Source organism: Tenacibaculum sediminilitoris (assembly GCF_964513795.1).
Taxonomy (GTDB): Bacteria; Bacteroidota; Bacteroidia; order Flavobacteriales; family Flavobacteriaceae; genus Polaribacter; species Polaribacter sediminilitoris.
The window spans coordinates 1-5,662 of sequence record NZ_CAZEQR010000034.1 but is presented as its reverse complement, the minus strand read 5'-3'; the positions used below and the strand labels follow the sequence as shown (position 1 = coordinate 5,662).

The following is a 5,662-nucleotide window of genomic DNA, read 5'->3' as shown; positions in this document are numbered from 1 at the left end:
ACAGTACTCCTACCTTGAATACCATAGACTTTTTGTACCTGCTTATAGGTGTAGTTGCCTTTTTCTACCTCGGCTACTAAGGCTAATTTAAAGCCTAAATTGTAATCGCGTTGGGTGCGCTTAACCCGCTTGTTTACTCCTTTACTCATAATAAGTCGATTTTGTGTCAACTTATTTCAGGACGGGACAATTATAATAAAAAAGCATCGTACTCAGTACGATGCTTTTTTATTATGTATCACTATTAAGTTATTTAAATAACCTAAATATATCATTTCCATTTGCAAATAGTAATAATGCTATTAATAAGATAAACCCTGTAATTTGAGCATACTCTAAGAACTTATCACCAGGTTTTTTACCAGTAATCATTTCCCATAGGGTAAATACAACGTGGCCACCGTCTAAGGCAGGAATTGGTAATAAATTCATAAAACCTAACATAATAGATAAGAATGCTGTAATGTTCCAGAATGTTTCCCAGCTAAATTCTGAAGGGAAAATACTTCCTATAGAAATAAATCCACCTAAACCTTTGTAAGCACCTGTACTTGGATTTAAAATCTTTTTCATTTGCTTAATATAGTTGGTTAAGGTTGTCCAAGCTTTATTGGTTCCAGCAGGAATAGCTTCTCCAAAAGAATATGTTTTCTCGGCTAAGTTGTAATATCCTAGCTTTTCTAAGTCAAGTAAAGAAACAGCACCTAAAGCAACTCCTAAGTTCCCGTAGTTTGAAACCTTAGCAGGAACATTCAAGTTATTATTTCCTCTTTTTATAGATAAGCTTATTTCTTGCCCTCTTAAGTTTTGTAAAATAGGTTTTGCTTGATCGAAATAAGAGATTTTTTGCCCGTTTATAGCAGTTATAATATCTTTTGGTAAGATATTGCTATTAGCGTTTAATGAGTCTTTTTGAACACCAGCAATTATAAATGGATACCTAGGGGTTATAAAAGCTCCTGCATCTTTACCTCTATCAACTAATTTTGAGATAAAATCTGTTGGAATCTCTTTTTCAACAACAGTTCCATTTCTTTCTACTGTGTAATTGTTACCGTTGATGAACTCTAAAGGAAGTTCTCTAAATTTTTCTATTTTTTGTCCGTCAATCGTTAAAATTTTATCTCCAGTTTCTAAACCTAAATCCTTTCCTAATTGATCTTGAACCCAAACACCATCTTTTAAACTTTCGTTTGGTAAGTATTTCTCACCATAAGCCCACATTAAACAGATGTAAATTAAAATACCTAACACAAAGTTTACGATAACCCCACCTAGCATAATAATTAAACGTTGCCATGCTGGTTTAGAACGAAACTCCCATGGTTGAGCAGGTTGTTGCATTTGTTCAGTATCCATGCTTTCATCAATCATTCCTGCAATTTTAACATAACCACCTAACGGAATCCAACCAATACCGTAAACGGTTTCTCCTATTTTCTTTTTAAATAATGAGAATTTATAGTCGAAAAAAAGGTAGAATTTTTCTACTCGAGTTTTAAATAATTTTGCAGGAATAAAGTGTCCTAATTCGTGTAAAACGATTAAGAGTGATAAGCTTAAAATAAATTGTGATGCTTTTATTAAAATTTCCATAAAAGGTGTTGGTCTAAATTTAAAATCTGACAAATGTACGTTTTTCAGTACAGTTCTAAAAGTTTGTATAACAGTTGCGCATTTGTTTTAACAAAGTTTTTAGTATAGTGGTTTCTAAACGCTGTTTTTAGTCGTATTTTTGTGGAAAATTTTAGTATAGTGGATTTTAAATTCTTTAAAAAATCAAAAAGCACCTTCATTTTTATTTTAGTTTTTTGTGCTATTGGTGTGCCTGTTTTTTATCACCTAGTAAAGGTTGACAAAAAGTTACCTATTTATAATCCTGCTGATATTAACCCGAAACTAGTAGATGCTTCTGTAAGAAATAAAACAAAAAATCATAGGGTAGGTGAGTTTAAATTGATTAATCAGAATGGAGATACGATTACGAATGCTAATTATAAAGGAAAAATTTATATAGCGGATTTTTTCTTTACGCGTTGTCAAACTATTTGTATTGCGATGGCGTATAATATGAGTGAGTTGCAAGAGCATTATAAAAATGATGATGATATTATGTTTTTATCGCACTCTGTAACTCCAGTGATGGATAGTGTACCACAATTGCGAAAGTATGCTGATGAAAAAGGAGTGATTGATGGAAAATGGAATGTAACTACGGGTGATAAAAAACACATTTACAATTTAGCCCGTAAACATTATTTTGCTGTTCTAGATGAAGGAGATGGTAGTGAAAATGATTGGGTGCATACCGAAAATTTTGTGTTAATTGATAAACAAGGTCGTATCAGAGGTTCTTATGATGGAACCAAAAAAGAAAATATGCAAAAAATTATTGATGACATTACGTTGTTAAAAGAAGAGTATACAAAGTGATTTATTTCTTCTTTTCTCCCTCCTCATCAAAATTCTTATTAATTTCTTGTTCGGTTTTAACAACCGATACCGCTAGTGATAATAACATAATAGCCATAGGTTGCCATGTTAATTCTTTTGAGATATAAGCCAATACCAAAGCTGCAACTAATGAAATTGCTGAATACTTCATAAACTCTTTGGTAAAAAAAGCATTGGCAAATTGCCAAATAACATCATTTTTCATGGTCTTATTAGTTCGGTATCCGTAAATAGCATTAATTTCTTTAGGTGGAAAGAAGTAAAAAACAATACTGAATAAGAAAAGCAATCCGTTTATAGAAAGCACATAATAAAATGGATTCATGGTTTAGTGTTTAATAGAATTTACAATTCCTTTTAACAAGGTATTTACATCTGCATTTTTGGTAAGCCCTGTACGAACCACTACCAAATCTTGACTAGGCAAAATAAACACATTTTGACCTTTATATCCATTAAAAGAAAACATATTTTTAGGTACATCAGGGTGTTTACCACCTTTGTTTAACCAAATTTGGGCACCGTACCTGCCATTTGAAGTTGGAGTAGGGGTTGTAGCATAGCTTACCCAATCCTTATCAAACAAATGCTCTCCGTTCCATTCACCATTATGTAGGTATAGTAATCCGAGTTTAGCCCAATCTCTTGCTGTTGCCCAAGCGTATGAAGAGCCTACAAAGTGATTGCTCATATCGGTTTCAATAACCATAGAGTTCATGCCAATTTTATCAATCAAAGCACTGTACCAAAAATCAAGATACTCTTGATGTGTATCGAATTTTGTTCGTAAAATACCAGATAATAAATTAGAAGTTCCAGAAGAATAATTCCAGCTCTCATCAGGTTTCCCTATCAAAGATTTGTTTACTTGAGTTTTCGTCATGTTTTTCTCTAGGAACAACATTTTAGTAACATCAGAAATAGTATTGTAATCTTCTTCCCATTCTAAGCCAGAATTCATTTGTAATAAATTATGAATGGTAATGTTTTTACGATCGTCGTTTTCCCACTCAGGAAATAAATTGTTTTCTTCAAGGTTTATTTCTCCTTTGCAATTTAAAATACCAAATAAAGTACCTGTAATACTTTTGGTCATTGACCAACCTAACTGTTTTGATTCTTTAGTAAAACCAGTATCATATTTTTCAGCAATAATTTTGTCCTTATATACGACTACTATCGAACGTGTTTGATTTCTATCGTTGAAAATAGTATCAATGGTTTCATTTAATTTTTTATAAGCTATATTCGGAAAAATTGTGTCTTTATGATTTGCGTTTCCATAAGGAAAAGGTACTGTATGGTTTGGTTTTGATCTTTTTGGGGCGGGTTGAGGTTTGGTGATATCAAAATCATTTGTAACCAAAACAGCTCCAAGCCCTTCTCTATACACGGCTTTCCTTTTTAGTAATCCATAAACTGAACCCGTAGCAGATTTTTCTTTAATATCTATTTTATTAGAGGTGATACTAATAGGAGAAAAATTATTATCATTTGCGTCAGTAAACTCTAAACTTCTTCCTGCAAGAAATACTGAAGAAGCGGTGTTTTTTGCAGAATACCCAGCAAGAATATTTAGCTTTGGATAATTATAGAAAACAGTAATACCTAAGATGATTAAAAATAGTAAAAGTACTCTTTTGAATTTTTTCATTTAACCCTGTTTTTAACAAATGTAAGAATTTAATTATTTGATGTTTGTATTTGAAATGCAAGCCCTACCTTTGCGGTAAATTTGACTTTCATATGTTTACTGTAGATAAAATTCGAGCTGATTTTCCTATTTTAAATAGAGAAATACACGGAAAAAAATTAGTGTATTTAGATAACGGAGCAACTTCGCAAACACCGCAAGTAGTTATAGATGCTATTGTTGATTATTATACTAATTACAATGCTAATATTCACAGAGGAGTACATACCCTGAGTCAGGAGGCTACAGATAAATACGAAGAGGCACGAATTAAGATTCAGCAACATTTTAATGCAAAACATTCTTATGAAATTATTTTAACCTCAGGCACAACACATGGAATTAATATTGTGGCATCTGGTTTTGCATCAATTTTACAAGAAGGAGACGAAATAATTGTTTCTGCTTTAGAGCATCACTCTAACATTGTGCCTTGGCAAATGTTATGCGAAAAAACAGGGGCTATTTTAAAGGTAATCCCAATGGATGAAGATGGTTCTTTACGAATGGATATTTACCATGAATTACTAAACCCAAAAACTAAGTTAGTTTTTTGTAACCATGTGTCTAATGCATTGGGAACAATTAATTCTATAAAAGAAATTATTCATGCTGCGCATAAGTTTGGAGCTTATGTATTGATTGATGGAGCACAAGCAGTACCACATATAAAACCAGATGTACAAGCGTTAGACGCTGATTTTTATGTTGCATCAGCTCATAAAATGTGCGGACCAACAGGTGTTGGAATGCTATATGGTAAAGAAGAATTACTGAAATTGTTGCCACCATATCAAGGAGGAGGAGAGATGATTGAAACAGTAACTTTTGAAAAAACAACCTATGCAGGGTTACCTCATAAATTTGAAGCAGGAACACCAAATATCTGTGGAGGAATAGCCTTCGGAGTTGCTATTGATTATATGAATTCAGTTGGTTTTGATAACATAGAAAAGCAAGAAAACAAATTGTTATTGTATGCAACCCAAGAATTAGAGAAAATAGATGGATTAAAAATCTATGGAACATCAAATAAAACATCAGTTATATCCTTTAATCTCGAAGGAATTCACCCGTATGATGTTGGAGCTATTTTAGATAAACTTGGAGTAGCGGTTCGTACAGGTCACCATTGTGCGCAACCTATTATGGATTTTTATTGTATTCCAGGAACAGTGAGAGCTTCGTTTACTTTTTATAATACCAAAGAAGAAGTTGATATACTGGTAAACGCAGTTAAGAAAGCACAGATGATGTTAAGTTAAACTAATTAGTAAGTAATATTAAAAAAAGCCTCCACATGGAGGCTTTTTTATGTTATTATAATGTCCCGTCCTGAAATAAGTTGACACAAAATCGACTTATTATGAGTAAAGGAGTAAACAAGCGGGTTAAGCGCACCCAACGCGATTACAATTTAGGCTTTAAATTAGCCTTAGTAGCCGAGGTAGAAAAAGGCAACTACACCTATAAGCAGGTACAAAAAGTCTATGATATTCAAGGTAGGAGTACTGT

At 32.6% G+C, this 5,662-nt stretch carries 5 protein-coding genes and 2 pseudogenes; 3 read left to right on the top strand and 4 right to left on the bottom strand.

Features of this window, described 5'->3' with window-relative positions:
- Together ACKTSW_RS09500 and rseP are read right to left on the bottom strand one after the other, a co-directional pair.
- Window positions 1-149 (bottom strand): annotated as a pseudogene (locus ACKTSW_RS09500) (IS3 family transposase); the annotation flags it as partial.
- A gap of 100 nt (window positions 150-249) precedes the next feature.
- Window positions 250-1,596 (bottom strand): RIP metalloprotease RseP, encoded by a 1,347-nt coding sequence (rseP, locus tag ACKTSW_RS09495; RefSeq protein ID WP_408025031.1) that lies wholly within the window; start codon window positions 1,594-1,596, stop codon window positions 250-252.
- Between the two features lie 159 nt (window positions 1,597-1,755).
- Between rseP and ACKTSW_RS09490 the strand changes: the two genes are divergently transcribed.
- Window positions 1,756-2,433 (top strand): SCO family protein, encoded by a 678-nt coding sequence (locus tag ACKTSW_RS09490; RefSeq protein WP_408025030.1) that lies wholly within the window; start codon window positions 1,756-1,758, stop codon window positions 2,431-2,433.
- Between the two features lies 1 nt (window position 2,434).
- Here ACKTSW_RS09490 and ACKTSW_RS09485 read toward each other — a convergent pair whose 3' ends face one another.
- A complete protein-coding gene (locus tag ACKTSW_RS09485; RefSeq protein ID WP_408025029.1) occupies window positions 2,435-2,779 on the bottom strand; it encodes an SdpI family protein in 345 nt (114 codons plus the stop codon).
- A gap of 3 nt (window positions 2,780-2,782) precedes the next feature.
- Window positions 2,783-4,108, bottom strand: a complete 1,326-nt coding sequence (locus ACKTSW_RS09480; RefSeq protein WP_408025028.1) for a serine hydrolase domain-containing protein — start codon at window positions 4,106-4,108, stop codon at window positions 2,783-2,785.
- 92 nt (window positions 4,109-4,200) lie between these two features.
- On the opposite strand from ACKTSW_RS09480, the gene ACKTSW_RS09475 reads away from it, so the two are divergent.
- Window positions 4,201-5,412 carry an aminotransferase class V-fold PLP-dependent enzyme gene (locus tag ACKTSW_RS09475; protein ID WP_408025027.1) on the top strand — a complete coding sequence of 404 codons (1,212 nt, stop codon included), beginning with the start codon at window positions 4,201-4,203 and terminating at the stop codon, window positions 5,410-5,412.
- A 101-nt stretch (window positions 5,413-5,513) separates the two neighbouring features.
- Window positions 5,514-5,662, top strand: a pseudogene (locus ACKTSW_RS09470) (IS3 family transposase); the annotation flags it as partial.

Excerpts from the sequence above, each read along its gene's own strand:
- ACKTSW_RS09480 (WP_408025028.1), bottom strand. The coding sequence starts at position 4,108 with ATGAAAAAATTCAAAAGAGTACTTTTACTATTTTTAATCATCTTAGGT.
- rseP (WP_408025031.1), bottom strand. The coding sequence starts at position 1,596 with ATGGAAATTTTAATAAAAGCATCACAATTTATTTTAAGCTTATCACTC.
- ACKTSW_RS09475 (WP_408025027.1), top strand. The coding sequence starts at position 4,201 with ATGTTTACTGTAGATAAAATTCGAGCTGATTTTCCTATTTTAAATAGA.
- ACKTSW_RS09485 (WP_408025029.1), bottom strand. The coding sequence starts at position 2,779 with ATGAATCCATTTTATTATGTGCTTTCTATAAACGGATTGCTTTTCTTA.